Origin of the sequence: Streptomyces inhibens (genome assembly GCF_022221585.1) — a bacterium.
GTDB lineage: Bacteria > Actinomycetota > Actinomycetes > Streptomycetales > Streptomycetaceae > Streptomyces > Streptomyces inhibens.
In genome coordinates, this window is the sequence record NZ_CP084681.1 from 8002615 (window position 1) to 8029087 (window position 26473).

The following is a 26473-nucleotide window of genomic DNA, read 5'->3' on the forward strand; positions in this document are numbered from 1 at the left end:
CGCCGCAGCCGAGGTGGCCCGGTCCAGCATTGCGAGGCAGCCGTGGCCACGACTGTGCGACGCACCACCCTGACCCTTCCCGCCGCCCCCCTCGGCCCGGACAACCCCCTCCCCTCCCTTCGCGGCGGCCAGGGCCTGCACCGCATCGAGATCCCCCGGGACGCCGGCCTGCCCGCCGACATGGCGCGGCAGATCGGCTACCGGCCGCTGCGCTCGATCCTGCCGACCCGGATGCGCGACGGATACGGGCGCGCCCGCCGCGCCACCGACCTCGACGCGCTGGTCATCGAGAACGACCGGCTGCGCGCCACCGTCCTGCCCGGCCTCGGCGGCCGGGTGTACTCCCTGTACCACAAGCCCACCGACCGCGAACTGCTCTACCGCAACCCGGTGTTGCAGCCCGCGGCCTTCGCCCTCAACGGCGCCTGGTTCTCCGGCGGCATCGAGTGGAACATCGGCGCCACCGGCCACACCGCCCTGTCCTGCGCCCCGCTGCACGCCGCCCGCGTCCCGGCCCCGGACTGGGGGTACCTCCCACGCCGTCAAGGCAGTGGGGGAGGAGAGATGCTGCGGCTGTGGGAGTGGGAGCGACTGCGCGATCTGCCCTTCCAGGTGGACCTGTGGCTGCCCGAGGGCTCCGACTTCCTCCACGTGGGCGTACGGATCCGCAATCCGCACCACCACACCGTGCCGGTCTACTGGTGGTCCAACATCGCGGTCCCCGAAGGCGAGGGCACCCGCGTGCTGGCCCCCGCCGACCGGGCCTGGCACTTCGGCTACGAACGGACCCTGCGCCGGGTGCCGGTCCCCGACTCCGACGGCGCCGACCGCAGCTATCCGCTGCGCAGCGAGTTCCCCGCCGACTACTTCTACGACGTGCCCGATGGCGCCCGCCGCTGGGTCACGTCCCTGGACGAGGACGGGCGCGGCCTGGTGCAGACCTCCACCGACACGCTGCGCGGACGCAAGCTCTTCCTGTGGGGCGCGGGGCGGGCCGGGCGGCGCTGGCAGCAGTGGCTCACCGAGCCGGGCACCGGCGGCTATGCCGAGATCCAGGCCGGGCTGGCCCGTACCCAGCTGGAGCATGTACCGCTCGATGCCGGCGGTGAGTTCACCTGGCTGGAGGCCTACGGGCCGCTGGCCGCCGACCCCGCGACGGTGCACGGTGCGGATTGGGGCGCGGCCCGCGGCGAGGTCGAGGCCCGGCTGGCGGCCGCCCTGCCGCGGGCGGATGTCGATGCCGCGTACGCCGCCTGGCTGCCGTACGCCGACCGGGAACCGAAGGAGTCGCTGGCCACCGGCTCCGGATGGGGCGCGCTGGAGGTCGCCCGCGCGGGCCTGGATCTGCCCGGTACGCCGTTCGACGCGGCCACCCTCGGCCCGGAGCAGGAGCCATGGCTGACGCTGCTCGGGACCGGTGACCTGCCGGCCGCCGGTCCCGTACCGGGAGCGGCACCGGTCGCGTCGGCCTGGCGCGATCTGCTGGAGTCCGCACAGCCGGGCCCGGCCACCGACCACCACCTGGGCCTCGCCCAGTGGCATGCCGGTGACCGCGCCCAGGCCGTCCGCAGTTGGGAGCGGGCGCTGGGGCACGGCGGCGACGCGCTGCCGCTGTACTGCCTGGCCGTCGCCGAGTCCGTGGCGGGCGAGACGGCACGCGCCGCCGACCGTTACGCGGAGGCATACGCCGCGGCGGCCACCTCCGCCGCCGGAGCATCATCGGCGGACGACCCGGCGGCGCGCGCCTGGCGTGCGGTGCTGCCCGCGCTCGCCCGGGAGGCGGTGCCCGCGCTGCTCGCGGCCGGCCGGGCCGCGGAGGCCGCGCAGCTGCTGGCCGGGCTGCCGCAGCCCCAACAGGCCGACGGCCGCTTCCGGTTGTTGACCGCACAGGTCCTGCTCGCCCGGGGAGAGCCGGCCGCGGCCCGCGCGATCTTCGACGCGGGCTTCGAGATCGCCGATCTGCGGGAGGGCGACGAGACGCTCAGCGACACCTGGTACGCCATCGCCGAGCGGCTGATCGCGGACGGCGGGCCGGTCACCGAGGACGTACGCGGCCGGGCCCGGACCGGGCATCCGCTGCCGGAACGCTACGAGTACCGGATGCGGCCGGTGTAGCCGCGGCCGCCGGCCGGTGCGGCCGCGGCGCCCCCGGCGGACGGCACCGGCGACAACGCCCCGTCACACCAGCGGCTTGTCCAGCACCGCCTTGGTGTGGCTGAAGGTGTCGAGCGAGTACTCGCCGTGGTAGCGGCCCATCCCGCTCTCGCCGACCCCGCCGAACGGCAGGTCGGGTGCGGTGAGATGGGCGACCGGCAGCCCGAAGGTGAGCGCGCCGGAGGAGGTCTCGGTGAGCAGCCGCTGCTTGGTCCCGGCCGAGTCGGTGAAGGCGTACAGCGCCAGCGGCTTGTCGCGCTCGTTGATGAAGGCGATCGCCGCGTCCAGGTCGGGCACCGGCACGATCGGCAGGATCGGGCCGAAGATCTCCTCCTGCATCACCGGTGCGTCGGGGGAGACGTCGGCGAGGACGGTGGGCGCCAGATAGCGCGTGGCGCGGTCGTACGCGCCGCCGACGACGGTGCGGCCGCTGCCCAGGAGGGCGGTCAGCCGGTCGAAGTGCCGCTCGTTGACGATCCGTCCGTATTCGCCGGCGCCGGACGGGTCGGCTCCGTAGGTGTCGCGTACCGCCTCGGCGAGGTACGGCTCGATGGCCCGGGCGGTGTCGCCGATGGCCAGGACGTAGTCGGGCGCGACACAGGTCTGGCCGGCGTTGAGGAACTTGCCGGTCACGATCCGCCGGGCCGCCGCGGCCAGATCCGCGCCCGGGTCGAGCACGACCGGGCTCTTGCCGCCGAGCTCCAGGGTGACCGGCGTCAGATGCCGGGCGGCAGCCGCCATCACGATCCGGCCGACGGCGCCGTTGCCGGTGTAGAAGATGTGGTCGAAGCGCTGCGCCAGCAGGGCGGTGGTCTCGGGGACGGCGCCCTCGACGACGGCCACCGCGTCGGCGTCCAGATGGCGCGGCAGCAGCCGGGCCATGGCGGCCGAGGTCGCGGGGGCGAGTTCGCTGGGCTTGACGACGGCGCAGTTGCCCGCGGCCAGCGCGCCGACGAGCGGGGCGAGCGCCAGCTGTAGCGGGTAGTTCCACGGGGCGATCACCAGGACGACGCCGAGCGGTTCGCGGACGACCTGCGCGGTCGCCGGGAGCAGCCGCTCGGGAAGCTCCGCGGGCCGCGGCGCCAGCCAGTCGTCGAGACGGTCCAGGGTGTGGCCGATCTCGTTGAGGGTGAAGCCGATCTCGGTGCGATAGGCCTCCTCGGGGCCCTTGCCGAGGTCGGCGGCGAGTGCGGCGACGAGCTCGTCGCTGTGGTCGGTGAGCAGCGTACGCAGGGCTTCGAGCTGGGCGCGCCGCCAGGCGGGGGAGGCGGTGCGACGGGTGGCGAAGGTGGCGCGGAGCCGGCCGACGACGGCGGCGGCGTCCAGGTCGGTGTCGGTGTCGGTGACGGGGGTGTGAGATGCCATGGCCCCGAGGCTACACGAAACGAAAATATTTCGTTTCGTAATGGCCGGCCGGTAGACTCCGGGTGTGGCCGAACGCACCGAGAGCAACCAGAGCGCACCCGACGAGCGGCAGCCCGCCCGCGGCCGGCCACGGGACGCCGGACGCGACCGGGCCCTGCTGGAAGCCACCGTCCAGGTCCTCCAGGAGAGCGGCTACGGCGGACTGACCACCGCGGCCGTCGCCAAACGGGCGGGGGTCTCCACGGCGACCCTCTACCGCCGCTGGCGCTCCAAGGAAGACCTGGTCGTGGGCACCGCCGTCCGCTGGGCGAGCGACCTCGGCCCACAGCCGGACACCGGCAGCCTCGAAGGCGATCTCGCCTCGCTGCTCCGCGACAAGGCCGAGACGCTGGAGGGCCCCGGCGGCCGGCTGCTGCACGTACTCATCGGCGAGGCCGCGCACAACGAGGCGCTGGCCCGGGTCCTGGACGACGCGATCATCCAGCCGGTCCGCGACCGGGCCGCCACCGTGGTGCGCCGCGCCGTGGACCGCGGCGACATCCCGCCCCTGGAGGATGCGCATGTGCTGGCCGACCTGGTCGTCGGCTCGATGGTCAGCCGCCTCTTCCTGACCCCCGACGCGGCACACCGGGCCGCTCCGGCCGGCCCCTCGTCCCCCTCGTCCGGAGCGGCGATGGCCCGCGAACTCCTCCCGTTCCTGCTGCGCGCACTGGGGGCGCAGCCCGGCTGAGGCGGCCTCGTACGCCTGCTTGCGCCGTTTCGGTGACCGCCCGCGCGCCCTGGAATGATCCCGGATCGGCACGCGTTGTGGCGGGCCATGAAGGCAATCAGCACGAAGAGCTACGGCGGACCCGAGGTCCTCGAATATTCCGACCGGCCCGACCCGAAGGTGGGCCCGGACTCGGTCCTGATCCGGGTGAAGGCGGCCGGGGTCAATCCGGTGGACTGGAAGATCCTCGCGGGCTATCTGGACCCGATGATGGAGGTTCACTTCCCGCTCATCCCCGGGTGGGACGTGGCGGGTGTGGTCGAGGCGGTCGGCGCGGACGCCCCCGAGTACGAGATCGGCGCCGAGGTCATGGGCTATGTCCGCAAGGACGAGGTGCAGCACGGCACCTTCGCCGAGCTGGTCGCCGCGCCGGTCCGGACCTTGGCACGCAAACCGGCCGGTCTGAGCTGGCAGCAGGCCGCCGGGCTGCCGCTCGCGGGGCTGACGGCCTATCAGGCGATCAAGCGGGTCGGCACGAAGGCGGGCGAGACGGCGCTGGTGCATGCCGCCGCGGGAGGCGTCGGCTCGCTCGCCGTACAGATCCTGGTGGCCCAGGGTGCCCGTGTCATCGGCACGGCCAGTGAGCGCAACCATGACTTCCTGCGGTCCCTGGGCGCCGAGCCGGTCACCTACGGCGACGGTCTCACCGACCGGGTGCGCGCGCTGGCGCCCGAAGGCATCGATGTGGCCCTCGACTTCGTCGGCGGTGGCGTCGTGGAGGTCTCGCAGCAGCTGCTCAAGGACCGCAGCCGGGTGGTATCCGTCGCGGACGGCGAGGTCAAGGAGAAGGGTGGCCACATGGTGTGGGTGCGCCCGGACACCGACGATCTGACCGCGCTCGGAGAGCTCGCGGACGCCGGGAAGCTGACCGTGCCGGTCGCCGCGACCTTCCCGTTGTCCCGGACCGCCGAGGCGTTCCGGGAGAGCATGGCCGGCCGGACCCGCGGAAAGATCGTCCTGGAGGTGTCCTGACGGCGGGCCGGTCCGCATTCACCGACGGGCCCGATGGGGAGGCGGCTCAGGCCTCCCCATCCTGATTCCGGTCGACGTACTCGAAGACCGAACCGTCCGGGTGGCGGGCCACCAGATTGCGGCCGATCGGCGTCGGCAGCGGACCGGCGATGATGTCCGCGCCGACCGCCGTCAGATCGGCCAGCGCATCGTCCACATCCTTGACGGCGATGGTCGCCGTGATCTTCCGCAGTACCGACAACTCCGCCTCGGGGCCGCTCATCAGAAAGAAGCACCCGACGGCCGCGACCGCCACCCCGCCGCGCTGGAAGCGGATCGCCTCGGCGCCGGTCAGCCGTTCGTAGACGTCGATCGCGGCATTGAGATCACCGACGCACACCCGCAATGAGGTCCCCAGAATGTCCATACGGGCAAGCCTAGTTGGGGGGACCGCCGGTACGCGATCACTTCGCCATCATCAGACCGTCCTTCGCCCCGCCCCGTGACAGCGCGATGTCCCGGATGCTGTCGCGCGCCTTCGCGCAGTCGCCGCGTCCGGGCTGCTCGGCGAGCGCCGCATTGAGGTTCACGACCCTGAACACGCTGCCTACATCAGTGAGTTGGGGTATGAACTCCGCCTTGCGGACCGTCCGGCGCCTACCGGGCGCGGTCGGCCCGGCGAAGGTGAAGCGGGCCATCGAGCTCTGGTTGCCGCGGGCGTCCGGCCGGTCGCCGTGGTGGAACTTATGGCCGGCGAGCTGGTCGCCCATGCCGTGGACGACCCAGGTTCCGTTGACCTTCTCGTACGCCTGCGGGAGCCGTCCGCGTGAGGGCGGGGCGGAAGGTGCGTCGGTCAGACCCGGCACAGGATCTCGCCGTGCAGAACGGCGAACCAGCCGTCCTCCTCGGCGCCCCAGGCCCGCCAGGCCTCTGCGATCCGGTGCAGTTCGTCCCGCGTGGCGTGCCCGCCGTCCACCGCGATCCGCGCGTACGAGGAGCTGACAGTGCGGTCCGCCCACAGCTCGCTCCACCAGGACCGCTCCTGCGCGGTCCGGTAGCACCACGTGCCGGTGGTGGCGGTGATCGCGTCCGGGGTGAAGCCGGCCTGCCGCGCCCAGGCGTGCAGCCGGCGTCCGGCGTCCGGCTCGCCCCCGTTGGCGCGGGCCACCCGCAGATACAGCCGCTGCCAGTCGGCCATCCCCTCGACCTCCGGGTACCAGGTCATGGCCGAGTAGTCCGCATCGCGGACGGCGACGATCCCGCCGGGCTTGGTGACCCGGCGCATCTCACGCAGCGCCTGGACGGGGTCGCCCACATGTTGGAGCACCTGATGGGCGTGCACCACGCAGAAGGTGTCGTCGGGGTAGTTCAGCGCGTGGACGTCGCCGACCGTGAAGCGGACGTTCTCCAGGCCCCGCCCGGCGGCTGTGGCGCGCGCCTGCGTCAGCACGTCCGGTGCGTACTCCAGACCGGTGACCTGCCCGTCCGGCACCAGCGCGGCCAGATCGGCGGTGATGGTGCCGGGGCCGCAGCCGATGTCCAGGATCTGCATGTGCGGCCGCAGCGAATCCAGCAGGTACCCGGCCGAGTTGGCGGCGGTGCGCCAGGTGTGCGAGCGCAGTACGGACTCGTGGTGGCCGTGGGTGTAGACGGCGGACTCCTGCGGCATGGTCGACTCCTTCGCATGCTTCGGCGTGGTGAGCACACCGTACGCGCGAATCTCGCATGATGAGAGTGGGGTCTCATTATTCGGTCAGGCGATAGACCGTCAGCGCCTCGTTCTCCTTCTCCAGTGTCAACTCGCCCGAGGCGGCGGTGACTTCACCGTCGAAGGCGAGGGTGACGCCGTCCGGGAGACCGCCGATCCGCAGCTGGTGCAACCGCGCCTCGCCCAGAACCGGGGAGCTGCGCGGGGTGCCCGTCAGCGCCGCGGCCAGCAGCCGGGTACGGGCCAGCCGCCCGCCGTGCACCACCCGTACATCCAGCACCCCGTCCGCCAGGTCGTGCCGGCGCACCGGCGCGAACCCCAGCCCGCGGTACTGGCAGTTGCCGACGAACAGCAGCCAGACGGCACGCCGCACACCATTGATCCGCACCGTCAACGGCTCGGCGGTACGCAGCACCTCCCACGCCGCCAGCACCCCGGCGGGCCAGGCGCCGATCCTGCCCGCCCACCGCTCCCGGATCCGCACCAGCTCCGGATACACCCCGATCGAGAAGGTGTTGAGGAAGTACCGCCCCTCCCGATGCGGAGCGACCCGGAAGCGCGCCAGATCCACCGCAACGGCCTCACCGGTCTCCACGGCCCGCGCCGCCGCCGCGTACGTCTCGATCCCCAGGTCGTACGCGAAGTGGTTCAGGGAGCCGCCGGGCAGCACCGCCAGCGGCAGCCCGTAGCGCACCGCGACCGTCGCCGCGGCATTGACGGTGCCGTCACCGCCGAGCACCCCCAGCGCACCGCCCAGCTCCCCGGCCCGCTCCGCGGCGTCCTCCAGCGCCTTGTCCAGCGGCTGCCCGTCCGGCCCGCCGCACAGCACCACCTCGGCGCGCGGCAGCACTCCGTGCACCTCCTCGGCGCGGTCCGGAAGGGGCCCCGAGCGCTGCCCCGAGCCCTGGTTCGCCACCACGACCAGACCGCGGCCACCGGGCAGCGCGGGCGCCTGCGCGCGTGGCCGGGCAGGTGGCGCCAGCTGGGCGCGGGTCGGCGCGAAGCCGCGGACCGCGAACGCCGCGCCGGCCCCCAGTGCGGCCCCCGCCAGCACATCACCCGGATAGTGCACCCCCGTATAGACGCGGGAGAACGCCACCGAAGCGGCGACCGGCGCCAGCGCCAGACCCCACCACTTGTTCTCGAAGGCGACACCGGTCGCGAACGCCACCGCCGAGGCCGCATGCCCGGACGGGAAGGAGGAGGTGTACGGCTGACGGTGCAGTCGCCGTATGGCCGGCACCACATCCAGCAGCGGGCGGGTACGTCGTACGGAACGCTTGCCGAGCGTGTTCACCGTCGCCGACGCCACCGCCAGCGAAGCCGCCCCGCGCAGCGCGGCCCGGCGCGTGGGCCGCCCGCCCAGTGCGGCCGCGCCGGCCGCGATGCCGAACCACAGCAGCCCGTGGTTGGCGCTGCGGGTCAGCCGGGGCAGCACCCGCTGGGCGCCCGGCCACTCGCGCGAGGCAATCAGGTCGAAGATCCGTCGGTCGAGGCTGGTCAGTCGCGATCGCATGGGCCACCTTGTACCCCGGACGGCCCGGAACAGGCCGGAACGGGCCGCCACGCCGGCGCGCGGTGTCGCGCGGGCGCACGTCCGCCGGACGTCGAACCGGCTGCCGGATGCCCGCCCCCTGTGCTTCCATGCCCCGATGATCAGGAGACGGCACGACACCGACCTCGACGCCTGCGTGGCCGCCCTGGCCGAGGTGCACACCCACAGCGGCTATCCGCACCACTGGCCGAACGACCCGGCCCGCTGGCTGACCCCCGACGGGCTGACCGCCGCCTGGGTCGCCGAGTGGTCCGGCGCGGTCGTCGGCCATGCGGCGCTGTGCGGCCGCGAGGTCAGCCGGCTGTATGTCGCACCCGCCGCGCGTGGCGCGGGCCTCGGCGGCCGCCTGCTGCGCGCCGTCGAGAGCACCGCGGCGGCCCGTGGCCTGCGGCCCGTACTGGAGGTGAAGACCACCGACACCGCGGCCATCGCCCTCTACGAGCGGCTGGGCTGGACCCGTAGCGCCACCGAGCGGCAGGAGTGGGGCGCGGGGGAGGTGGTGACGGTGCATCGCTACGAGGCGCAGGCGGCGCGCCCGGCGCATTGAGCGCCGCTCCCACCCTCCGCAGACGTGTCGCCCCCCGTCGCCACCCCCGCGATCTGTAAAGGTGGTCGGGGCCGCCCATCATGTGATGGGCCCACGATCGACCCGCCGTCGTGGAGTGGAGGTACGGATGCAGCGGACCGCCCGGGATCCGCAGCGGGAGCCGGCCCCGGATCCGCCGGTGGGCCTGCCGGTCCTGCCGGACCTCGCCGCGCACCTCTCCGCGGCCGCCGACCGCACCGAAGCCGAACCCCCGGGCGGCGCCGCACCGCTGCGCACCGCCGCCTGCGGCTACTGGGAGCGCCGCGGCCTGGCCACCGCCCCCGACCGGGTCCTCGCCGCGCCCGGGGCGGCCGCCCTGCTCCTCGCGCTGTACGCGGTGGCCGATGGCGCGGTGGTGCTGCCGCGGCCCTGCTCCGAGTCGTACATGTCACCCGCCCGGCTGCTCGGCCGGCCGGTGCACCTCGCGCCCGTACCGGCGGAATCGGGCGGGATGCCCGACCCGTTCGCGCTGCTGGAGACCGTCCGGCGGGCCCGGATGCACGGCGACACACCGCGCGTCCTGGTGCTGTCCGTCGCCGACGATCCCACCGGCACCTGCCCGGCGCCCGAACAACTGCACGAGGTCTGTGAGGCGGCGGCCGAAGAAGGACTCTGGATCATCAGCGACGAGACACGCCGCGATCTGCTGCACGACCCGCACGACACCGTGCTGCTCAGCCCCGCCGAGATGCTGCCCGACGAGGTCGTGGTGCTGACCGACCTGCGGGCCACGCTCGTGCCCGCCGCCTGGCCCGCCGCGCTGGCCCGCTTCCCGGACACCGAACGGGGCGCCGTCCTGCGAGCCGCGGTGCTGGACGCCCTCACCACACTGCGTACACCGCTCCCCGGGCCGATCGGCTGCGCCGTCACCCATGCGCTCGGCGAACCCGACGCGGTACGCGCCAGGACGGCCACCCTCGCCCGGGTGTACGGCACGCTCACCGCGGCGCTGCACCACACCGTCACCGAGGCCGGCGCGGTCTGCCGTCCGCCGCACTCCGGCAGCCACCTCTACGCCGACCTCGAACCGCTGCGCCGGCCCCTCGTGGCCCACGGCATCGTGGAATCCACCGTGCTGGAACGGAAGTTGGCGCCCTGGGCGGCGCGCGGCGGACACCGCTTCGGCGATGACCCGGCCGCCCTGCGGGTACGGCTGGGCGCCGAGGCGCTGCTCGGCGCCGACCGGGAGCTGCGACAACGCGTCCTGGACGCGCCGGATCCGCTGGAACTCCCGCACATCATCGAGGCGTTGACCGCCCTGTCGCGTGCACTGGCCGCACTGACGACGGCCACGGGCGGCTGATCCGCCGCCCCTTCCCCCCTCCCGAACCCGCCCTGTTCTGTCCACCGAATGGAGCCCCTCGATGACCGAACAGACCGAGCGCTCCCTCGCCGAGCAGCCCGCCGACGCCGAGCGACTCCCGTACGACCGGCCCGGTGGCGGCGCCGGACCGGGCGGGGGAGCGGGCCGGAGCCCGGGCCCGCCCTTCGAGAGCAGCACCGCCACCGCCGCCACGCCGGTCCTGCCCCACGCCACCCCGCCCCCGTTGGCCGAACCGCGCCCCCTGGGCGAACCCCGCAGCTGGCCACGGGACTTCACCCACCGGCTGACCGCGCCCCTGCCCGGAGTCCGCGCGCTGGCCCGGATCGCGCGGGAGGGCAAACTGCGCCCGGCCCCCGAGACCCTCCTGGAGATCCAGCAACTGCCCTTCGAGCCCGGCCCGATGCCGGCCGCAGGCACCACCACCGTCGCCCTCACCTGGGCCGGGCACGCCAGTTGGATCATCCGGATGGGTGGGCTGACCGTACTGACCGACCCGGTCTGGTCCCGCAAGATCCTCGGCACACCCGCGCGGGTCACTCCCGTAGGCGTCCGCTGGGAGGACCTGCCGCCCGTCGACGCCGTCCTGATCAGCCACAACCACTACGACCATCTCGACGCCCCGACCCTGAAGCGGCTGCCGCGCCACACCCCGCTGCTGCTCCCCGCCGGACTGGCGCGCTGGGCCCGCCGGCGCGGCTTCACCCACGTCACCGACCTGGACTGGTGGGAGGCGGTCGAACTGCCCGGCCCCGGCGGCCCCGTACGCTTCGACTTCGTCCCCGCCCACCACTGGAGCAAGCGGACGCTGACCGACACCTGCCGCTCCCTGTGGGGCGGTTGGGTGCTCACCGGCCCCGACGGACGGCGGATCCACTTCGCGGGGGACACCGGCTACGGCCACTGGTTCGAGGAGATCGGCCGCCGCTACCCCGGCATCGACCTGGCGCTGCTGCCCATCGGCGCATACGACCCGCGCTGGATGCTGCGGCCGGTGCACACCGACCCGGAGGAGGCGGTACGGGCCTGCCAGGACCTGGGCGCCCGTTCCTTGGTCCCGATGCACTGGTCGACCTTTCTGCTCTCCGGCGAGCCGCCCCTGGAGCCGCTGCACCGGGTCCGCGCCGCCTGGGCCGCCACCGGCCGGCCCCGCGAGGACCTCTGGGATCTGCCCGTCGGGGCGTCACGGGTGCTGGCCGAGCGCTGACGACCGGCGCGGGGCACGTACGGCAGGCCCGGGGCCTCACGACAGCCGCTACGACTCGCCTCCGGCCGGGGCCACATCGTCGGCACCGACCCGCTCACTTCCGGACCACGCTCCACCGCACAAAGCCCGCTGATGCGGCGCGAGCCGTCGATCACCGCCGATGAGCAGGCTCGGGGGCGTCCGCGGCCGCTGCCACCGGTGCCGGCGGAGACTACGCCGGCGAGGATGCCAGCGAAGCCGTCACCACCACCGGCGCCAACCGCCCCACCCCACGCAAACCATCGGCGACCATCTCCACCAGCCACACCGCAAGATCCGGCGACCACTCCCGCGTACGGCAGCCGAACCGCATCACCTCATGCATCCCCTCGGCATGCACCACACGGCCGAGATCGAGATCCAATCCCGGCAGACCGCTCTCCGCCACGGACGTGGAGACCTTCACCGCCCCCTGCGCCGTCTCCCGCACCGCCTCGCACACGGCCGGCGCATCGTCCTCGCCCACCCCGCCCTCCCCAGGACGGCAGGAGACGGTCACCACCACCTCGTGCCGGGCATCCAGATCGGCCAGGCCGAACCACGGCGCCAACTCGATCTGGTGAAAAGCCGTGTTGCGCTCGGCCGCCTGCAACGGCAGCAGGGCATGCAGGCCGGTGAACGTGACGGCACCCACGCGGGCCAAGGTCTCGGACAGCACCAGGACGATCGGGCGGACGGGAAGACCAGGACGCGGCGGATCGGTAAGAACGCCGGCCTGCAGCCAGGCCAGCTGGTGGACCCGGCCATCCTGTGTCCAGTCACCGCCGACCTCTTCATGAGCCCACGAGGTGGGCTCATGGTGTGCCGTGACTTTTCCGCCCTCGTTCAGCCGGCTGCTCAGCGTTTGCCAGCCGTAGGAACCGGCCCGATCGATCGCAAGACCGAGCAGATCTTCCTCAACAGTGCCCTCGGGATCCTGCTCCACAACCCGGTCGAACCACGGATTCCGCTTGAGGGTCCCGTGCAAGCCGATGATCACGGTGGGGGGATACACAGGCACTCCGCACTCCTGGAAGAACAGGCGGCGCTGGAAGGTTACCTTCCAGCGCCGCCATGAGAACCTGCGTCCGACGGTCGCCTCGCGCAGGCGACCCTGTAGGTACGGGTACTCATGTGCGGGCCGCGCGCGCCGCTTACCTTTCTCCGGGTGTCCACGAACTCGACGCCACAGCCTGCCACTCAGGGCAGGGGAGGCTTGTGCTGCTGTCTGCTGTTTACCGCCCTGCCCATCGTCTGGCTCCTCACCGCCCAGTTCCTGCCGGAGCAGGTGGCCTGGTTCCCGTTCTGGCTGGCAGCCGCGGTCTGGAACGGTACGGACGGCCAGGGCGGCATCAGCCACGTGCTCGGCTAGGACCTGTCCGCACAGTCTCGTCGTTCGCCCGGAGGGCGGGGCTTACTGCTCTGCGCCTGTCGGGCCGGAGATCCTTCGCCCTGAGGTGCCTTCGGCCGGAGTATTCCCGGCGATTTTGAAGCGTGCCCTCCAGGCGGTGACCATGTGCTCTGCCCGGCGACCTCGGGCACCCGGCAAGACGAGAGACGCACAATCCATGCACCGCAGCCCTGCCGCTCAGCATCCCGAGACCGGCTCTGACCTGCACACTCAAGGCAAGCCGCCGTTCCGGATGGGTTTGCTGACCGCCACCTGCCTGGTCATGGGCAACATCATCGGCGGCGGTATTTTTCTGTTGCCGGCTTCGGTGGCCCCCTTCGGCACCGTCAGCCTGGTCGCCTTCGGCGTACTGACCCTCGGCGCCATCGCCCTCGCCCTGGTCTTCGGACGGCTCGCCGAGCGGCACCCGGACACCGGCGGCCCCTATGTCTACGCCCGCGAGGCGTTCGGCGACTTCGCCGGATTCCTCTCCGCATGGTCGTACTGGACCATGACCTGGGTCAGCAACGCGGCGCTCGCGGTCGCCGCCGTCGGCTATGTCCATGTCCTTCTCCCCGGTCATGCCTCCGCCGGTACCGATCTTGCGGTGGCGCTGGGCGCGCTGTGGCTGCCGGCCCTCGCGAACTTCGCCGGCACCCGCTACATCGGCGCCGTCCAGCTCGTCTCCACCGTCCTCAAGTTCATCCCGCTGCTCTTCATCGCCGTCGTCGGACTGTTCTTCTTCGACCCGGACAACCTCGGCTCGTTCAACGCCGGCAGCGGCAGTGCGCTCGGCGGGATGTCCTCCGCGGCCGCGATCCTCCTCTACAGCTACGTCGGCGTGGAGTCCGCGGCGATGAGCGCGGGCGAGGTCCGCGACCCGGAGCGGAACGTCGGCCGGGCCACCGTCCTCGGCACCGTCGGCGCCGCCGTGGTCTACCTCCTGGGCACCCTCGCCGTCTTCGGCACCGTCGCGCACGACAAGCTGGTGAACTCCAAGGCGCCGTTCTCGGACGCGGTGAACGCGATGTTCGGCGGGCAGTGGGGCGGCGCCGTCGTTGCCGGCGCGGCCGTCGTCTCGATCATCGGCGCACTCAACGGCTGGACCCTGATGAGCGCCCAGTCCCCGTACGCCGCCGCCAAGGACGGGCTGTTCCCGGCGCCGTTCCTGACCAAGCGGCGGGGCGTGCCGACCTTCGGTGTGCTGGCCGCCGGCGTCCTGGCCAGCGCCCTGACCGTGATCAACTACCTGAGCGGAGCGGGTGGCGTCTTCGAGATCCTGGTGCTGATCACCACCTTCTCGGCGACCGTGCCCTACCTCCTCGCCGCCGGCGCCCAGGTCTACTTCCTGCTCACCGGCCGCCGTGACAAGGTCCGCCCGGCCCGCTTCGTGCGCGATCTGACCCTCGCCCTGCTCGCCTTCGGCTTCACCTTCTGGCTCGTCGCCGGCGCCGGCTACGCCGCGATCTACCAGGGCGTGCTGTTCCTGTTCGCCGGCATCCTCGTCTACGCCTGGATGGCGGCCCGCCGCACGGGACGTCAGGAGGAGACCTCTGCGGCCGCGCCTACGACGCCCCCGCAGCGCGAAGCGGTTCGCCGACCCGATGAAGATGGCGCAGCGCTTCCGCGTACGACCTGACCAGCCCGGTCTCGTGGTACGGAACCCCGAGCTCGGCACAGTAGGCGCGCACGATCACCTGGGCACGGCGCAGATGCGGCGTCGGCATGCCGGGGAAGAGGTGGTGCTCAATCTGGTAGTTGAGCCCACCGAGCAGGAAGTCGGTCAGCAGCCCGCCCCGGACATTGCGTGAGGTCAGCACCTGCCGGCGCAGAAAGTCCGGCCGGGCGTCGCCCGTCAGCGTCGGCATGCCCTTGTGGTTGGGCGCGAAGGTGCAGCCCAGGTAGACGCCGAAGGCGGCCTGGTGGAGGAGCAGGAACGCCAGCGCCTTGCCGGGCGACAGCACCAGGAACAGGGCACCGAGATAGAGGACGAGGTGCGCCAGCAGCAGCGCCGCCTCGGCCCCCCAGTGCTTCATCGTGGGCGACCGCAGCGCCCGGATGCTCGACACCCGGAGGTTGAACCCCTCCAGCGTGAGCAGCGGGAAGAACAGCTGCGCCTGATAGCGGCCGATGAACCGGGGCAGCCCGGTGGCGGCCCGCGCCTGGTCCGTCGACCACACCAGGATGTCGGGCGAGACGTCCGGGTCCAGCTCCTCATGGTTGGGGTTGGCGTGATGCCGGGTGTGCTTGTTCATCCACCAGCCGTACGACATCCCGACGCCGAGATTGCCGAACAGCAGACCGCCGATCTCACTCGGGCGACGCCCACGGAACACCTGCATATGCGCCACATCATGGGTGACCAGCGCGATCTGCCCGGAGACGAAGGCCAGGAAGGCGGCCACCGCCAGCTGCCACCAGCTGTCGCCGAGCACGAAGAACGCCGCCCAGCCCCCGGCGAACGCCGCGGTCACCAGCGAGAGCCGCACGGCGTAGTAGCCGGGCCGGCGCTTCAGCAGCCCGGCCGCCACGATGCGCCGCAACAGCCGCGCGAAATCACTGCCGGAGCCTGCTGCCGGAACCCCGGACGGAGAAGGAAATTCAAGGCTCACCGTCATACGACCGAGTCTTGTGACCCGCCCCGGCCCTCGACAGCCGGTCCGCCCCCGAACCGGCCGGGGGGTTATCTGGGGGTGGTGGGGGTGCTGGCCACACCACCCAGGGTGTGGGTGACGGCCTGGGGCGCGGGTGACGGTGTCCGGGCCGCTTCTTTCGGGGCATTGGCTCGCCGGCCCGGGGGCGCGGCAACGCGATCGCGCGGAAGTGCCGGCACTGGCACCGGCTCGCCGCCGGGAGCCCTGCGCCGGGAGCCCTGCGCCGAAGGCCTACGCCGGGAGCCCTGCGCCGAGGGCGACCGTCACCCGCTCCCGCGGTCGTCCCGGCGGCGGCCCCGGGTGATCAGCCATGTTCCGCCGACCACCAGCAGCGCGAAGAGCGCCAGGCCCGCGCCCTGTGCGGCCAGGAGCCAGAGGCGGTCGGTCAGGGGAAGCGTGCCGGTCAGGGTGACTTGCAGGGAGCCGACGGCGAAGGCGATGGCGGCCGTGAAGACGGCGACGACCTCGACGACACGCACGGACGAGGTGTGCAAGGAGCGCTCCAACTGGGCGTTGGCAGCGGCCTGTTGATCCCAGCGGCGCTGCTGCTCCGTGTCCCGCAGGGCCCGCAGTCGCCCCTCCTGGATCGCATCCCGCCTGGTCAGGTACTGGTCCTGTAGGACACCGAGACTGGCGGTGGCGCTCGCCGCCAGCAGCGTGAGGGCCGTGTCGATGCTCTCCAGCGCGGCATCGTGCCGTCCGCACATATGCAGCCCGGTGGCGAGCCGGGCGTGGAACATATGGTCGCGCGGATAAGCCCGCACCGCCTCCTCCGCGTGGATGCGCAGCAGCTCACCCTGGCCCTCGAAGGGAGCGGCGAACGCCAGCCCGTTGAGGCAGATGTCCACGGTGTGGCGGCTACGCCCCGGCGCCGACCAGGCCCGCTCCAGCAGGTCGGTGGCGTACCCGACGGTCAGTGCCCGGCTGCCGAACGCGGCGAAGGCCTGGAGCGCCACGAAGACGGGCTCCTGGCGGAGGGATCCGGCAGCCAGGGCCAGGGGCGAGGAGGCCAGGACCGTGTGCAGCTCGTCGAAGCAGAAGTTCGCCCGCAGCTTGCCCACGTGGAAGAGGGTGAGGAAGAACGCGATGCGCTCGCCCGCGGCACCGGTGGCCGCCTCGCCCACCGCCGCGAGCTCGGTCGCCGACTCCACACTCCCGCGGTTGAGGAACCCGTTGCCGAGCCCCCACTGTTCGGCGACCGCGCCCCAACTCCCGTCCGTCGCATGGTCCGTCATCCAATGGGCGCACTCCAGGGCCGTACGGACCGTCGGCCGGTCCTGGAAGCGACGGCGCCAGTAGCGGTCGGCGCATATGAAGTACGGGTCCGAGTCGAGGTCGGCCGAGCGCACCTCGAAGGCGGGCGGGGAGCCTGCTGCCAGCAACTCGGCGACCACCTCGTCGCAGAGGCGGTCGCGCTCGCGCGCGTCGGCAGTGCGGGCCTGATCCAGCCGTGCCGTGACGGTAGCCGTGTCCATGCGTCCCCTCGTCCTCCGCGATCCCGCCCCCGCGACGATGATCACTCCGAACATACAGTCAGGGAGGGGCGGTCGAGCCGGTGGCGCCGGCCGCCCCGAAGCGCCCCGGGGCAGGTGTCAGCGTGCCCTAGGCGTCCCGGAAGATCCGGGACGGTGCCCGGCTGTCGATGAACGCCATGATGGCCCGGTGCACCGCCTCCAGGTGGTCGTTGACGTAGAAGTGGCCTCCGGTGAAGGTCTTGAGGGTGAACGTTCCGGACGTGTGCGCCGACCAGGCTTGCACGTCTTCGGTGGGCGCCTGGGGGTCGTGGTCGCCCGTCATGGCGAGCACGGGACAGCGCAGCGCGGTGTCCGGCCGCCAGCGGTAGGTCTCCGCGGCGCGGTAGTCGCTCCTGAGGGACGGCAGGACCAGCCGGAGGATTTCCGGGTCGTTGAGCAGACGGGTGTCCATGCCGCCCAACTGTTCCGTGGCGGCGATCAGTTCGGCGTCGTCCAGTGTGTGGATCTGCCCCGGGCGATGGCGGGACGGGGCACGCCGGCCGGAAACGATCAGGCCCAGTGGTGCGATGCCGGCGCGCTCCAGCCGCAGGGCCACCTCGAAGGCCAGGGTGGCCCCGAGGCTGTGCCCGAACAGGGTGACCGGGCGGTCGCACCCTGCGCGGAGCTCCTCCGTGATGCGATCCGCCAGGGCGTGGGCGTCCCCGATGGGGGCCTCACGGAGCCGGTCCTGCCGGCCGGGGTACTGGACGGCCAGTACGTCCACGGCGGGGGCCAGCGCCCGGGCGGTTGACAGATACCACCCGGCCGATCCGCCCGCGTGCGGAAAGCAGACCAGATGGGAGGGCGCGTCCGGCGCCGGCCGGAATCGCCTCGTCCAGGTGCTGTTGCGCTCTGCTGCCATCTTTACCCGTCATCCCTTTCGCGTCTGGTGACGCCTGCCCCTCGACGGCCGCGGGACACCCCGCGCCCCCTGAATCGGTCCGTTGCCCCATGTAGGGGCACCCCTCCGGTGCTGATAGGCGTACTGGAGGGAGCGTCCGGTGCCGTACGTTGCCAAGGCCCCCGTCCACCACCGCCCGGCTGGGAACCCGAGGACGACATCCATGGAACCTCTGGACATCGACGGTGCCTATCTCTACACCCCGCTGATCTTCCCTGATCATCGCGGTACGTTCCACGAGTCTTACCGAAGCGCCGAGTTGACAGCGTTCACCGACAGTCGATGCCGGTCGCGCAGGTGAACCGCGTGCTCTCCGGCAAGGGCACCCTGCGCGGTGCGCAGGCCGAACGCCGAGGGTGCGTCCTGGCCGGCCGCGGCCGCACCAACCGTGAAATCGCCGGTGAACTGTTCATCGCCGTCAGCACCGTCGAGCAGCATCTGACGTGCGTCTACCGCAAGTTGCAGGTCAAACGGCGCCAGGACCTGCACCAGGAACTGGCCTCCGGACGGTACGTCGTGGAAGAGGCGCAGCCGCCGCCACAGGCGCTCCGGGCTCAGGCGGCCGCGCGCCGCCGTCCACGGGGAGCACCGTGCCGGTGATCCAGCGGGACTCGTCCGAGAGCAGGAAGAGCGCCACCCGCGCCATGTCATCGGGCAGCGCGATGAAGTTCAGCGGGGTCTGCGCGGCCATCGCCCGCTTGGCCTCGTCGGTCGTCAGCCACTTCTCCAGCATCTCGCTCAGCGTGGCGGCCGGAGCGATGGCATTGACCCGGATGTTCTGCGCGGCGTAGCCCACCGCCGCGCTTTGTCCGCATGAGGGAGCCCATCCATCAGCCTGATGCAGTCTCAGGATGTCCTGGGCGCCTGAGGCTGATGGCGTGCCACCTATTTGATGCCGATGTCCTGCGCCAAATGACAACCGTCATGCACCGTTGTGGCGAGCTCGATGATGAGTCACAGTCACTCTTCGCAGAGCAGATTACTTTTGATCGTCAGAGTTCTTGCGAAATTTTGAGTGCCTCTGAAACGCACGCTTAGGGTATTTGCGCATCGCGTAGGCCGGGCTGTGGATTGCCAGAGCGGTACGAGCCAGCCCTACATCCCCAAAGATGCCGTCAGCATCCCTTCCGGGCGGATATTCTTCTTCATAATCGAGTGCTCCGGCATGGTTATCTCGAAGGATATCTGCCAGCTCTCGAAGGTCGTACAGATCGATCCACGCCAACTCGGCGATGAATTCGGCAATTTGCTTTTCTCCGACGTGGGTGCGGTCCGGGTATTGCCGCCGAAACAGGGCACTCACCGTATCGGTGTTGATTGCGGAGCTCTGGATCTCTTCGCTCTGAAAAACTTCCTTCTCCGCCTGGGCTGCCGAATGTGCTGCGTCTCGGTTCAGACTCTGAAACTGCCTGTCCGCTACGTAAAGCAGACCGCTCAGGGCGTGGAAGTCGCGCACCAGGTCGCCCGGAATACTTTCTTCGTTCTTGTATGCCAGGTAGTGGGAGATGTTCGCCCAGGCGTCCATCAGGATCGTGCGGACCTGGATTTCGAAACTGATTCTCTTGATGGCGTCATATCTAGGGCCCGAGTGCGTCGATGAAAGTCGACAAATGTAATGGTGGGACATGTATCCGAAGGAGGATGCGTCTCCCTCGTTTACCTTGTCCTCCTCTGAAATGACTTCGAAGGTTTCATGAAGTATGCGCTGTATGTTTGACAAGTCGGCCAGGAAGAGGCAGACAATCCGTGCCCCGACGAGATCTTCGGACTGATCGAATGGGGATGTGTATAATTTTCTGTCTATCTTCTCAAGAAAGCTGTCCAGGGACTTCACCCGGGCGGTGATTGAATGAATCTTTACCGAATCAGGTGCGGAAAGTGCCTTTTTTAGGCAGTAAAGGATCTCGGTCCTGAGATCCTGGTACTGTGCTTCGTTTTCCGCGAACTTCTGACGGATTTCCGCCCGCGTTTCTCTGGCCATGAACCCATGGTAGGGACTGGTTGGGCAGGCCGTGGCGTGTTTCTTGGAACGCGAACTGCATCGAACTTCTGGCACTAAGGGCTGTCCATAAATGATCTTCTAGTCGATGTGGGCGCGATTGGTCCGGATCTGGCCTGCCCCGAACAGGACGGGGGAACCGGTGGCTTGGCGTGTGCCTGTTGCGTAGGCTCGTTGTGTGCAGTGGCATCAGGTACTCGGCTTCGTAGCCGCAGTCACACCCCTCACATTGATTCCTGGCACCAGCTTCACCCTCGTCACGCAGCAGGTGATCGCGGGTTCGCGGTCCGATGGCGTGCGCGCCACATTCGGCTCAGCGTGTGGACTCTTGGCGCACGCAACGTTTGCCGCGGTTGGCTTGTCGGCTCTGGTCATGTCGTCGGCTCGGGCGTTGACGGCGGTGAAGCTTCTGGGCGGCATCTATGTCATCTGGTTGGGCGTGACTACGTGGCGCTCAACGCGACGAAGCGTCGAACCAACGGCAGCGAGGCGATGGCGCTTGCCGTGGGCCCGGCTCGGGGGCTTTGGTCAGGGGCTGTGGTCCAACGTCCTCAATCCGAAGGCGGCGTCGGTCTATCTCACCCTGGTGCCGCAGTTCCTCACGTCCAGCCACCCCATCGCGCCACAGATCGCGACGCTCGCGGCCGCGCATGTGGCCGTCGTGCTGGTGTGGTTGCTGTTCTGGACGTCTGTGGTCGCCGCCGCGCGCACAACGATCAACACACCTCGGTTCCGATGTGGGATGAGCCGTCTGGCGGGAGCCGTGCTGATCGCCCTGGGGATTCGAACCGCAACTGCGAGCTGAGTCCTCCCTTTTAGTTGTGCCATCTCAGGAGATCGGTTCCACGCAGTACAGTCGGACGCGTGCACGGAGCGACGAAAAGAGCCCCTGCTGGGCTGGTTGCGGTTACGGGAAGTTCGGGCCTGGTCGGAGCGGCCCTGGCTGCGGCACTCGACGCAGCTGGCTGGGTGGTCCGCGGCGTGGACCGGGTTCCCGGCCGCTGGACGAGTGTCATCGGAGACCTGTGAGACCGGCCCGTGCGGCTCGCCGCATTGCAGTCGGCCGATGCCCTGGTCCATACTGCCGCGCTGCACGCCCCGCACGTCGGGCGCCTGGCCGATGAAGAGTTCCGAGCCGTGAACGTCGGTGCGACTGCGGGCCTGCTCGACGATGCTGCCGGCCTCGGCGCCCGGCGGGTTCTCTACATCAGCAGTACGAGTGTGTACGGACATGCCCTGGTGCCCACCGACCGTGCGGTCTGGGTGGACGAGCAGCTCACGCCGCTTCCCAGGGACATCTACGACGAGACCAAACTGGCTGCAGAGGAGCTGGTCGCCGCCTGCGCCGTTTCTTCGGTCACGCTGCGCATATCGCGATGCTTTCCGGAGCCACTGCCTGTGCGGGCCTGCCGCCTGCTGCACCGGGCAGTCGACGTGGCCGACGTAGCAGCGGTGGGGGTCCTGGCCGTGACGCACTCCACCGTGACCGGAAGGTTCAATATCTCCGGGCCGCACCCATTTCACCGAGAAGACTGCCTTGCCCTTTCCCGCGATGCGGGCGCGGTGCTCGCCGAACGGGTTCCGGACGTCTTCCAGGCATTCCGCGACCAGGGGTGGCCAGTGCCCGATCGCCCGGACCGGGTGTACGACTCGACTGCCGCCGCAAACGCGTTCGGTTACCGACCTGTTCGCGGAGTCCGGCAACTATTGCGCGATGCCGCGGCGGGCCGGGCCCATGAGTGATCGGACGGCTCAGCTCGCCCTCGACGACTTCCGTGGAACCAACGTCGTGAGACACCGCATTCAGCCGTCCCGTAGCTGCTGGGCACGGTGAAATGAGCTCGGGGTGGCTGGTGTGATCACGGCGTTGGAGCCGTCCTGGACAGCCCCGTTCGCCGGGCTGAGCCCGTGCCGTGAGCTCTGCCGGCGCTGCGGCCCCGCAAGCGGTTCCGCAAGGACTCCGTGCTCATTGTGGAGGGCACCTTGGTGCCCACCCGTGACCACGCTGTGGCCGAGAAGTCGATGAACTATCGGTACTCGACCAGTCACCAGGTCGTCATCGACGCCGACACCTGCCTCGTTGTCGTGTTGGGCCGGCCTCTGCCCGGCAACCGCAACGACTGCAAGGCGTGGGAGCTGTCCGGCGCCAAGGGCACCGTCGGGGACACCACGGTGATTGCTGACGGCGGCTATCGCGGCACCGGGCTGGTCGTCCCGCACCGTCGCGAGCGCGGGCAGAGCGAACTGCCCGCCGGTAGCTGCCTCCTGTGATCATGGAGGGAGCCGGAGCGACCGACGACATCTTTGGAGTAGAGGGCTCTGGCGCCTCGGGACCCAGCTTGGACGCCTGATCTCTCTGGCCCGTGACTCCCTGTTCGGCTCCCCTTGAACCGTGGCTGCGCTGCAGGTCACCCCCTGACCTGCACCGCAGCCACGTGCGCAGGCCCCTCCGCCATTACCTCCGGCGTAATCGACCGCTGGTTCACCGCGCGGCAGAGTGAGGGTGTCGGTGCACGGGCCGGCGCACTCCGGCCCGTGGACCGGTTTCGGTGGTGACGTTCGGACCTTATGAGGAGTATGTGATGACGCAGCATCAGCAGCAGAGTGCTCAGGAGCAGGCCGTTCAGCAGGGCGCGTCGGTGGACGACCGGTATGCGGTGGCCGTTGCGCGGTACTTCGAGGCGTGGAATGCCACCGAGGAGGGGGCGCTCGGCAAGGCCGTTGCCGCGGCGTTCGATGAGGAGGCCACCTATACCGACCCGTTGGCGGATGTCGCGGGGCACGAGGGGCTGAGGGCCGCGATCGCGGGGGCGCATGCGCAGTTCCCCGGGTTTGTGTTCCGGCCGTTGCCGGGTGTGGACGGGCACCATGACATCGCGCGGTTCGGGTGGGAGCTGGTCAGTGTGGCGGACGGTTCGGCGCCGGTGGCCGGTTTTGATGTGGTGCGGCTGGGTGAGGACGGCCGGATCCGGTCTGTGCTCGGGTTTTTGGATCGGGTGCCCGGTGTGTGAGCCGGCGTTGTGAGTCGGTGATGTGGACCAGCGATGTGGACCGACGGTGTGCGTCGGTGAGGTGAGCCGGCCCGGTGCGTTTGTCACGGGGCCAGGTTCCGTAGGTAGGTGGCTGTTTCCGGGGTGGCGGGGAGGAAGGTTTCCACTGCCAGTTCGGAGACGGTCACGTCCATCGGGGTGTTGAAGGTGGCGATGGTGGAGATGAAGGACAGCACCGTGTCGTGGTGCTCGATCATCATGGGGAGCGCGAACGGTGCGTGTTCGCCGAAGGCCGCCACCTCGTCGCCGCCCGGGGGCAGGGGGTAGCCGCTCACCTCGTCGTAGAGGGCGCGCAGGGGTGAGGACCGCAGGAGGGCCAACTGCCGCTCCATTTGGGAGAGGAGGTGGGCGCGCCACTCCAGGTAGTTGCGGATGCGGGGAGCCAGGCCCTCCGGGTGCATGGTGATCCGCATGGCGTTCAGCGGCTGCTGGAGGAGGGACGGGGCGACGCCCTCCAGGAGCATGGTGATGCCGCGGTTCGCCGCTTGCACGTTGTACATGCCGTCCACCACCAGGGCGGGGAACGGTTCGTAGCCGGTCAGGAGCCGTTCCATGCCGGAGCGGAGGGCGTCCATGGACGGGTCGTCCAGCGGTGTCTCCGGGAAGGTGGGGGCGTAGCCCGCGGCGATCAGCAGGGCGTTGCGTTCCCGTACGGGGATGTCGAGGTGCTCGGCGAGCCGTAGCACCATCTCCTGGCTGGGGCGGGAGCGGCCGGTCTCGATGAAGCTGATGTGCCGGGCGGAGGAGTCGGCGCGCAGCGCCAGTTCCAGCTGGCTGATCCGGCGCCGGTCGCGCCATTCGCGCAACAGTGTGCCCACACTCGTTGTTGTTCCCGGCGAGGGCGCCGCAGCAGTCGTCATGGGAGGGACGGTAGTCGATGGGGGGTCGGCTTTCCGTACGGGAGGGGGACCGTGCCCCGGCCCGTACGGGCGGCGAGCCGGCGACGTGCCCAGCCAGGTGCTTCAGCCGAAGTCGAAGACGTTGCGCAGGCCGAGGCGGTGGCGGGTGGCGTCGGCGGTTTTGAAGGGCTCGAACTCCGGGGCGCGGTAGAGGCGGTGGAGGGTGCAGGGGGCGGCGGGCGAACCGTCCGCTTCCAGGAGTGCGTTGACCGCCTGGCGGGCCGAGGCGTTGGCGCCCTCCATGGTCGCCAGGTCGATGTCCACGGCCACGTAGTCGCCGGCGAGGAAGAGGTTGCGGATCGCCGTACGGGAGGAGGGGCGGTGGAACCAGGTGCCGGTCGGGTGGATCAGCAGCTGTTCGTCGTTGGTGGGGTGCGGTGTGCCGAGGCCGTCCACGGCCGGGTCGAGGAACCATGAGTGGAGGGTGGCATCGCGCAGTACGGCGGTGCCGGTGTCGTTGAGGCCGGACTTCATCTGGGCCCAGACCTCGCGGGCCACCTCCTCTCTGGTGCACTCTTTGGCGGTTTTGCCGTAGAGGATCCCGGGGTTGTTCCATTCGGAGATGTCCACGGAGAGGCAGTCGGCGACCGATCCGTCGCCGTAGTCGGCGGGGACGTCCCGGCTCTTCCAGTACTGGGCCTGGCCGACCGCGGTCAGCGCCCAGGGTGTGTCGATGTGGTTGATGTGCCCGTGGAGGATGGGGGTGGGCTCGGTCAGGTAGAACTGGATGCCCGTCATCCAGTCCGTCTGCAGGGCGTCGCAGCGGGCCAGTTGGGGGTCGGCGGCCCGTACGGAGGCGTTCCAGGTCGCGCGGGCGTGCTCGACGGGCATCGCCTGGACGAAGTGGTCGGCGGTGATGGATTTCCGGGCACCGTTCGGGTCCGTCGCCACGGCTTCGGTGATCCTGCCGTCGGCGAGGGCCAGATCGCGTACGGACCAGCCGAGCCGGAACTGCACGCCCAGGGAGCGCAGATGGGCCACCCAGGGGTCGATCCACGCCTCGTTGGTGGGCAGGTTCAGTACCCGGTCGGGCTCGCCGTCCGCGCCCCGGCCGAGCAGATTGAAGAGGAACGCCTCGCCGCAGGTGGCGACCGTTTTGGTGGAGGCGATCTCGGCCTTGGTCGCGACGATGTTGCGGGTCATGCCGATGGCCAGCAGCCGCTGGTAGTCGGCGGACATCTCGTCGGCCCGCAGATAGCGCCACCACGGTGTGTGCTCCCAGACGTCGAGGCGGCGCTGCTCGCAGCTGGTGAAGAAGACCAGCAGCCGGTTGGCGAAGTAGGCGATCTCGTGGGCGGGGAGGTGGGTGACGGTTTCCAGCAGGCCGGTCAGCATCCGGAGGAGGGCGTCCGGGGTCAGCACGGGTGGGGGAGTGCCGAGCGAGGAGAACGGGAAGCGGATGTTCTCCCGGCCGCCGGTGCGGGCCAGCATCACCTCGGTCGACGCGACCAGGTTGTCGTGGCAGCCGTGCGCATTGCCGGGGAAGGGGATACGGCGCAAGGTGTCGGGGAGGTTGTGGTAGATGCCCGGGATGAAGCGGAAACCGTGTTCGCCGGGCAGCGGTTTCCGGCCGCCGCGGGCGCTGCCTGGGACGTCCATGCTGCGGGCCTTGCCGCCGAGGCCCTTGGGCTTTCGTTCGTAGACGGTGACCTGATAGCCGCGTTCGGCCAGTTCGTGGGCGGCGGTGAGGCCGGCGACCCCGCCGCCGAGGACGGCGACGGTGCGGGCGGCCCGACCCGTCCGTCCGGCCCGTGCGGTCGTGGGGCGGGGTGCCGCGGCGGCCGCGGCACCGCCGGCGCCCGTACCGCCGAGGGCGAGCGCGCCGCCCACCGCCCCGCGGACGAAGCCGCGCCGTGTGCTGCCGGCGTCACCCGTTGCGTGCGCGCCTTCGCCGCTGCCCGCCCCTGCGCCGTTGCCTTCGTCTGTGCCGGTACTGTCCATGTCCTGAGCCCCTACTTACCGTCGGTAACGGTGCATGTCAGGCGCAGGAGCGTAGAAGGGCCGCCCGACGCAGGGAAGGCCGACGGCTCACCGTCCGTACATTGGCGCGAAAGTGTCCTCGGCGTGCCACGCTGGAACTGTCCGGCAGTCGACGTACGGCGAGAGGCCAGTGCCATGAACGCTCAGGTGGAACCGCTCAGCGACAAGGAGATCGAGGACCGCCTCGCGGAGCTGCCCGGCTGGTCCGCCGAGGGCGAGCTGCTGCGCCGCAGCTACGCCTTCCACGGGCACTTCCCCGCCGCCGCCATGGTCATCCATATTGCCCAGATCCAGGAGGAGTTGGGGCACCACGCCGACCTGACCCTGGGCTACAACCGGCTCGCCGTCGCGGTGAACACCCACAGCATCGGCGGCCGGATCACCCACCTCGACTTCGGCCTCGCCCGCCGTATCGAGGACATCGCCCCGGCCCACGGCGCCCGCTGACCCCA

25 protein-coding genes and 2 pseudogenes are annotated in these 26473 nt (G+C 70.7%); 14 read left to right on the top strand and 13 right to left on the bottom strand.

Annotation, left to right across the window (positions count from 1 at the left end; translation table 11 throughout):
- Positions 1-42: 42 nt before the first annotated feature.
- Positions 43-2115, top strand: coding sequence for a DUF5107 domain-containing protein (locus KI385_RS35900; RefSeq protein WP_238576211.1), 2073 nt, complete (start codon positions 43-45; stop codon positions 2113-2115).
- Positions 2116-2178: 63 nt separating this feature from the next.
- On the opposite strand, the gene KI385_RS35905 is transcribed toward KI385_RS35900, so the two are convergent.
- Complete coding sequence (locus tag KI385_RS35905) at positions 2179-3519, bottom strand: aldehyde dehydrogenase family protein (protein ID WP_238576212.1); 1341 nt, start codon at positions 3517-3519, stop codon at positions 2179-2181.
- Between the two features lie 64 nt (positions 3520-3583).
- On the opposite strand from KI385_RS35905, the gene KI385_RS35910 reads away from it, so the two are divergent.
- On the top strand, positions 3584-4249 hold the full coding sequence (locus tag KI385_RS35910; RefSeq protein WP_238576213.1) for a TetR/AcrR family transcriptional regulator: 666 nt from the start codon (positions 3584-3586) through the stop codon (positions 4247-4249).
- An 87-nt stretch (positions 4250-4336) separates the two neighbouring features.
- Positions 4337-5260, top strand: coding sequence for an NADP-dependent oxidoreductase (locus tag KI385_RS35915; protein ID WP_238576214.1), 924 nt, complete (start codon positions 4337-4339; stop codon positions 5258-5260).
- A gap of 46 nt (positions 5261-5306) precedes the next feature.
- Here the strand turns inward: KI385_RS35915 and KI385_RS35920 are convergent, their stop codons facing one another.
- From KI385_RS35920 to KI385_RS35935, 4 genes are all read right to left on the bottom strand, one after another.
- Positions 5307-5666 carry a VOC family protein gene (locus KI385_RS35920; RefSeq protein ID WP_238576215.1) on the bottom strand — a complete coding sequence of 120 codons (360 nt, stop codon included), beginning with the start codon at positions 5664-5666 and terminating at the stop codon, positions 5307-5309.
- Positions 5667-5703: 37 nt separating this feature from the next.
- A complete protein-coding gene (locus KI385_RS35925) occupies positions 5704-6105 on the bottom strand; it encodes a hypothetical protein (RefSeq protein WP_342593491.1) in 402 nt (133 codons plus the stop codon).
- Positions 6093-6908: a class I SAM-dependent methyltransferase gene (locus KI385_RS35930; RefSeq protein ID WP_238576216.1), complete on the bottom strand. Its 816-nt coding sequence runs from the start codon at positions 6906-6908 to the stop codon at positions 6093-6095. Before KI385_RS35930 ends, KI385_RS35925 begins: the two co-directional genes overlap by 13 nt.
- A gap of 76 nt (positions 6909-6984) precedes the next feature.
- On the bottom strand, positions 6985-8463 hold the full coding sequence (locus tag KI385_RS35935) for a bifunctional phosphatase PAP2/diacylglycerol kinase family protein (protein WP_238576217.1): 1479 nt from the start codon (positions 8461-8463) through the stop codon (positions 6985-6987).
- A gap of 136 nt (positions 8464-8599) precedes the next feature.
- Here KI385_RS35935 and KI385_RS35940 point away from each other — a divergent pair, with 136 nt between their 5' ends.
- From KI385_RS35940 to KI385_RS35950, 3 genes are all read left to right on the top strand, one after another.
- The gene (locus KI385_RS35940; protein ID WP_238576218.1) at positions 8600-9049 is read left to right on the top strand and encodes a GNAT family N-acetyltransferase; all 450 of its coding nucleotides are present in this window, start codon (positions 8600-8602) and stop codon (positions 9047-9049) included.
- Positions 9050-9176: 127 nt separating this feature from the next.
- Positions 9177-10391, top strand: a complete 1215-nt coding sequence (locus tag KI385_RS35945; RefSeq protein WP_238576219.1) for an aminotransferase class I/II-fold pyridoxal phosphate-dependent enzyme — start codon at positions 9177-9179, stop codon at positions 10389-10391.
- A gap of 61 nt (positions 10392-10452) precedes the next feature.
- Positions 10453-11616: an MBL fold metallo-hydrolase gene (locus tag KI385_RS35950; protein WP_238576220.1), complete on the top strand. Its 1164-nt coding sequence runs from the start codon at positions 10453-10455 to the stop codon at positions 11614-11616.
- 211 nt (positions 11617-11827) lie between these two features.
- Here KI385_RS35950 and KI385_RS35955 read toward each other — a convergent pair whose 3' ends face one another.
- Entirely contained in the window at positions 11828-12634 is an 807-nt protein-coding gene (locus KI385_RS35955) for a hypothetical protein (protein WP_238576221.1), read from the bottom strand.
- A 168-nt stretch (positions 12635-12802) separates the two neighbouring features.
- On the opposite strand from KI385_RS35955, the gene KI385_RS35960 reads away from it, so the two are divergent.
- Positions 12803-13006, top strand: coding sequence for a hypothetical protein (locus KI385_RS35960; RefSeq protein WP_238576222.1), 204 nt, complete (start codon positions 12803-12805; stop codon positions 13004-13006).
- A 271-nt stretch (positions 13007-13277) separates the two neighbouring features.
- The gene (locus tag KI385_RS35965) at positions 13278-14663 is read left to right on the top strand and encodes an amino acid permease (RefSeq protein WP_238577999.1); all 1386 of its coding nucleotides are present in this window, start codon (positions 13278-13280) and stop codon (positions 14661-14663) included.
- Here KI385_RS35965 and KI385_RS35970 read toward each other — a convergent pair.
- The 3 genes from KI385_RS35970 to KI385_RS35980 all read right to left on the bottom strand — a co-directional run bounded on the left by KI385_RS35970 (position 14590) and on the right by KI385_RS35980 (position 18054).
- A complete protein-coding gene (locus KI385_RS35970; protein ID WP_238576223.1) occupies positions 14590-15642 on the bottom strand; it encodes a fatty acid desaturase family protein in 1053 nt (350 codons plus the stop codon). The genes KI385_RS35965 and KI385_RS35970 overlap by 74 nt on opposite strands.
- A 299-nt stretch (positions 15643-15941) precedes the next feature.
- Positions 15942-17153, bottom strand: a complete 1212-nt coding sequence (locus tag KI385_RS35975; protein ID WP_238576224.1) for a hypothetical protein — start codon at positions 17151-17153, stop codon at positions 15942-15944.
- A gap of 127 nt (positions 17154-17280) precedes the next feature.
- Positions 17281-18054 (bottom strand): thioesterase II family protein, encoded by a 774-nt coding sequence (locus KI385_RS35980; RefSeq protein WP_238576225.1) that lies wholly within the window; start codon positions 18052-18054, stop codon positions 17281-17283.
- A 321-nt stretch (positions 18055-18375) separates the two neighbouring features.
- On the opposite strand from KI385_RS35980, the gene KI385_RS35985 reads away from it, so the two are divergent.
- A complete protein-coding gene (locus KI385_RS35985; protein WP_425357016.1) occupies positions 18376-18693 on the top strand; it encodes a helix-turn-helix domain-containing protein in 318 nt (105 codons plus the stop codon).
- 25 nt (positions 18694-18718) lie between these two features.
- Here KI385_RS35985 and KI385_RS44725 read toward each other — a convergent pair.
- Together KI385_RS44725 and KI385_RS35995 are read right to left on the bottom strand one after the other, a co-directional pair.
- A pseudogene (locus tag KI385_RS44725) lies at positions 18719-18889 on the bottom strand (SDR family oxidoreductase); the annotation flags it as partial.
- 183 nt (positions 18890-19072) lie between these two features.
- Complete coding sequence (locus KI385_RS35995) at positions 19073-20074, bottom strand: GTP pyrophosphokinase (RefSeq protein WP_238576227.1); 1002 nt, start codon at positions 20072-20074, stop codon at positions 19073-19075.
- Between the two features lie 196 nt (positions 20075-20270).
- On the opposite strand from KI385_RS35995, the gene KI385_RS36000 reads away from it, so the two are divergent.
- From KI385_RS36000 to KI385_RS36015, 4 genes and pseudogenes are all read left to right on the top strand, one after another.
- Positions 20271-20897, top strand: coding sequence for a LysE family translocator (locus KI385_RS36000; protein ID WP_238576228.1), 627 nt, complete (start codon positions 20271-20273; stop codon positions 20895-20897).
- Between the two features lie 233 nt (positions 20898-21130).
- Positions 21131-21835, top strand: coding sequence for an NAD-dependent epimerase/dehydratase family protein (locus KI385_RS36005; protein ID WP_238576229.1), 705 nt, complete (start codon positions 21131-21133; stop codon positions 21833-21835).
- 177 nt (positions 21836-22012) lie between these two features.
- A pseudogene (locus KI385_RS36010) lies at positions 22013-22342 on the top strand (transposase); the annotation flags it as partial.
- 332 nt (positions 22343-22674) lie between these two features.
- On the top strand, positions 22675-23103 hold the full coding sequence (locus tag KI385_RS36015; RefSeq protein WP_238576230.1) for a nuclear transport factor 2 family protein: 429 nt from the start codon (positions 22675-22677) through the stop codon (positions 23101-23103).
- Positions 23104-23186: 83 nt separating this feature from the next.
- Here KI385_RS36015 and KI385_RS36020 read toward each other — a convergent pair whose 3' ends face one another.
- On the bottom strand, positions 23187-24002 hold the full coding sequence (locus KI385_RS36020) for a helix-turn-helix domain-containing protein (protein ID WP_238576231.1): 816 nt from the start codon (positions 24000-24002) through the stop codon (positions 23187-23189).
- A 102-nt stretch (positions 24003-24104) separates the two neighbouring features.
- Complete coding sequence (locus KI385_RS36025; protein WP_238576232.1) at positions 24105-25982, bottom strand: hydroxysqualene dehydroxylase; 1878 nt, start codon at positions 25980-25982, stop codon at positions 24105-24107.
- 174 nt (positions 25983-26156) lie between these two features.
- Here KI385_RS36025 and KI385_RS36030 point away from each other — a divergent pair, with 174 nt between their 5' ends.
- Complete coding sequence (locus tag KI385_RS36030; RefSeq protein ID WP_128511752.1) at positions 26157-26468, top strand: 4a-hydroxytetrahydrobiopterin dehydratase; 312 nt, start codon at positions 26157-26159, stop codon at positions 26466-26468.
- Positions 26469-26473 lie beyond the last annotated feature (5 nt).